Annotated in this window: 4 protein-coding genes; 1 reads left to right on the top strand and 3 read right to left on the bottom strand. The window is 50.9% G+C overall.

What is annotated here, in order from left to right:
* Positions 1-296: 296 nt before the first annotated feature.
* On the bottom strand, positions 297-2,420 hold the full coding sequence (locus tag CAGGBEG34_RS08570) for a M13 family metallopeptidase (protein ID WP_042688449.1): 2,124 nt from the start codon (positions 2,418-2,420) through the stop codon (positions 297-299).
* Between the two features lie 236 nt (positions 2,421-2,656).
* On the opposite strand from CAGGBEG34_RS08570, the gene CAGGBEG34_RS12270 reads away from it, so the two are divergent.
* Positions 2,657-2,734 carry a hypothetical protein gene (locus CAGGBEG34_RS12270; RefSeq protein WP_420885901.1) on the top strand — a complete coding sequence of 26 codons (78 nt, stop codon included), beginning with the start codon at positions 2,657-2,659 and terminating at the stop codon, positions 2,732-2,734.
* A 226-nt stretch (positions 2,735-2,960) separates the two neighbouring features.
* Here CAGGBEG34_RS12270 and CAGGBEG34_RS10415 read toward each other — a convergent pair whose 3' ends face one another.
* Both CAGGBEG34_RS10415 and CAGGBEG34_RS12275 read right to left on the bottom strand, forming a co-directional pair.
* The gene (locus tag CAGGBEG34_RS10415) at positions 2,961-3,431 is read right to left on the bottom strand and encodes an IS5 family transposase (protein WP_158641859.1); all 471 of its coding nucleotides are present in this window, start codon (positions 3,429-3,431) and stop codon (positions 2,961-2,963) included.
* Positions 3,382-3,723: an IS5/IS1182 family transposase gene (locus CAGGBEG34_RS12275; protein WP_050009387.1), complete on the bottom strand. Its 342-nt coding sequence runs from the start codon at positions 3,721-3,723 to the stop codon at positions 3,382-3,384. Before CAGGBEG34_RS12275 ends, CAGGBEG34_RS10415 begins: the two co-directional genes overlap by 50 nt.
* Between the last annotated feature and the right edge of the window lie 52 nt (positions 3,724-3,775).

The following is a 3,775-nucleotide window of genomic DNA, read 5'->3' on the forward strand; positions in this document are numbered from 1 at the left end:
ATCCTTTGCCCTCTCTGGGATACAGACGCCGATTCTTTGCAAGGGTTTCCACGATATACATCTCTTCATCACCCCCTCGCGAATGTATCAAAATCGCGAGGGTAAATACGTGATTCAGAGGGGGCTTTTTTCGGCTGTACTTGCCTCTCCAAAGGGGGCTGCTTTCCACTGAAATCAACACTCCTTTTTTGCAGTTTAAAAGTGTCCGTGAAAAGGGGGTAAGTCCACGAGGGCCGACTCCGGGGCCGCATCTATTGCGTGTAGCGCGATGGAACCTGCTCCGACCGCCCCAAGCCCTACCAAATTTTCACTTGCGCGTCGCCCGTACGCACCATCGGGTCGCCCGCCTTGCAACTGAACGCTTCAGCGAAGCTGGAAAGATTAGACGGTGCACCGATTGCTCGATATTGCGCGGGGGCATGCTGGTCAGTATTTAAAGCGACTTTCAGCTTTTCTGGCCGGATGTTCTCGCGCCATTTCAGTGCAGAATTAATGAAGAATCGCTGATTCTGCGTGTAGTCATCGATCTTGAGCTTCGCAAGCGCAGGTCTTTTGTTCAACTCGTTTTGCAGTGCGTCATATGAGATGGATAATCCGCCCAGGTCGGCTATATTCTCATCCAGCGTCAAAGTGCCATTGACGAATAAACCGGGCAAAGGCGAATAGGCATCGAATTGCTTCACCAGCGTATCGGTGCGCGCCTTGAATGCTTTTCGGTCGGCCTCAGTCCACCAATTCTCCAGCTTGCCGTATGCATCGAACTGACTTCCTTGGTCATCGTAGGCGTGCGTCATTTCATGACCGATGATGGCGCCAATGCCGCCGTAATTGAGCGCATCGTCTGCCTGTGGGTGAAAATATGGCGGCTGCAGAACGGCCGCCGGAAAATTGATCGTGTTGTCGTTCGGGCTGTAGAAAGCATTGATCATCTGCGGCGTTGTCCACGGGCCCCATTCCGATCGGTCGGTCGGCTGGCCGATCCTGGACATCGCATAGGCATGATTGAAGCGCGCTGCCGCTTGGATGCTGCCGAAATAATCCCCTGCTTTCAGGCGTAACGCTGAATAGTCCCGCCATTGATCCGGATAACCGATTTGAGACAAGAAAGTCTGCCATTTTTCCAGCGCTCTTTTTTTAGTCTCCGCGCTCATCCAGTCAAGCTTCTCAATGCGCGCTTTCAACGCGGCGCTCAGGTTATTGATCAATGTTAACGCTTGCTTTTTGGCTTCGGGCGGGAAATGCTTGGCAACATAGAGTTGCCCCAGCGCCATTCCGAGTTGACTGTTTACGGTATCTAATACTCGTTTCCAACGAGGGGCTATTTCTTGCTGTCCCTTGAGCGTTTTGTCGTAAAAAGCAAAGTACTCATTCTGGAACGCAGACGAGAGATAAGGCGCAGCGTTTTTAAGCGCGTGAAAACGCAAATAGGCTTGCCATTGTTCAATGGACGTATCCACAAGCATCTGGTTCACTTCTTTGAAGAATTTAGGGGATGAAAGTGAAAACCCCTCTTTGAGATCAACGCCCTGCGCTTTGAAAAATGCGCCCCAGTCAAAATTCGGTGTGATTTGGTTGGCTTGGCTAACGCTCACGAAATGATAGAGGTTGTCTGGATCGTACATTTCGACCGGTGTAAAAGAAGCATTAGCTAGCCGTGTTTCAAACGCCAGCACCTGCCCGGCTTGACGTTGAGCTGATTGAACGTCGATATTAACCAGTTGCAGCAGGCGCGCGATATGCGCGGTGTAGGCAGACCGCAGCTCGGCGTGCTCAGCCTTCGTGTAGTAATCCGGCGCCGGCAGTCCTAAACCGTCTTGAAAGACATAAGCGATTTGCACCTTAGGATTTTTTAAGTCTGTGTCACGCTGAAGATTAAAAAGCCGTCTCTTGCCTTGGAAGAAGGTATCGGCACTATCACTATTGGTACTGGTCGAATAGCGCACAAATGTATCGGTCAAATAGCGCACAATGGACGATGTATCGCGTAGTGCGGCAATCGCGTCCAGTTCCGGTTTGACCGGATCGAAACCCGCGCGTTCAATCGCCGCTTCATCCATCCCTGCGGCATAAAATAATCCAACCAGTTGTTCAGGCGAGCTGGCTTTAGCGCTGCCGATATTTTTTGCGGCAGCCTCAGCAATTGCGCGCTGATCGTTCAGGCTTTTCTCTTTCAGAATTTCGAAGGGCCCCCATTGGGTCTTATCTGCGGGAATCGGGTTGTTGGAGAGCCATTTTGCATTCACGTACTGATTCAAATCCGTACATGCGATGCGCCTATCTGGATCGATCTCACTTTTCTTCAGCCAGTTTTCTTTGAAGGATGGCTCTGATTGATTTGATTGATTTGGTTTTTCAGAACATGCAGCGAGCAGAAATGTGGCGGAACATGCAACTGCGATGACGCGGATACGAGCGGACATCTTCTTCCTCCTGTTCATACGTTTCAATAGAATGAAATCATGCCTGATACCGTTTGATATTGTAATCACACAGCTGTACATTTGAGCCGTTCAATAAAGGCTTTGCGCATGATCGGACTTTTTCAAAAGGTTTTTGGCAGTCGCAACCAGCGGCCGCTTAAACGTTATCAAAAGACCGTTGCGTCCATCAATGCGCTTGAGCCGGAATTCCAGTCGACGTGCAACTGATTGGCGGCATGGCGCTGCACGAAGGCAAGATCGCCGAGATGCGCACGGGTGAACAAAACACTGGGCACCGCTCGCGGCTTATTTAAACGCGCGCTCCGGTCACGGCGTGCGCATCGTGATTGAAGCCGATATCGTCACGCGCTCGATTGAATCGGCGCAACGGCGCGTTGAAACGTAACAACTTTGATATGCGCAAACAATTGCCTCGAATATGACGATGTTGCGAATGACCAGCGCCGCGTCTTTATTAGTAACGCAACGAACTTTAAATTTGCTCTGTCAATGAAGTATTAGGTCCTGTGGACAAACTGCTTAACATCGCATCAAGATCACCGACGTACTCAGGTGAATCATGGACATAAAACTCACCAATGCTTTCTCGTAGCGCGTTGCAATCCGCCTAAATTGCTTGATTTTATTGAAGAATCGCTCCACCAGATTTCTATGTTTGTAGCGCTCTTTACCGTATTCGGGAAGAATTTTTCGAGAAGACCGGCCCGGAATGACGGGGATAGCCCCCTTCGCCTGGACAGTAGCCCGTAATGCATCGCTGTCGTATCCCTTATCTGCCAAGACATATTGTGCTGTCCTATCCGAAAGCAGCGCTTCCGCCTGCGTCATCTCGTGGGCTGCGCCCTGGGTAACTCTCACCTCTATCGGGTTGCCTTCCGAGTCAACGAGCGCATGTATCTTGCTGCTTAAGACCCCGCAGCTACGGCCAAGACCTTCCTGCTCAAGGCCCCGCCTTCCTTTTTTGCGCGCCCGCAGCGTGCTGATGAGCACGCACAATCGTGGCGTCCAACATCAGCTCTTCAACGTCTGCTGCTATGGAAAGCAGCCTGAAAACCAACTCCCATATGCCTTTCAGTCCCCACCTACGAAAACGCCTCCAGACGCTGTTCCACTTCCCAAAACGCTTGGGTAAATCCCGCCAAGGGGCCCCTGTTTTCGCAATCCAGAGCACACCTTCTACAAATGTTGATTTCAGTGGAAAGCACGCCCCCTTTGGAGAGGCAAGTACAGCCGAAAAAAGCCCCCTCTGAATCACGTATTTACCCTCGCGATTTTGATACATTCGCGAGGGGGTGATGAAGAGATGTATATCGTGGAAACCCTTGCAAAGAATC

It is taken from the genome of Candidatus Glomeribacter gigasporarum BEG34, assembly GCF_000227585.1.
In the GTDB taxonomy this organism is placed as follows: Bacteria; Pseudomonadota; Gammaproteobacteria; order Burkholderiales; family Burkholderiaceae; genus Glomeribacter; species Glomeribacter gigasporarum_B.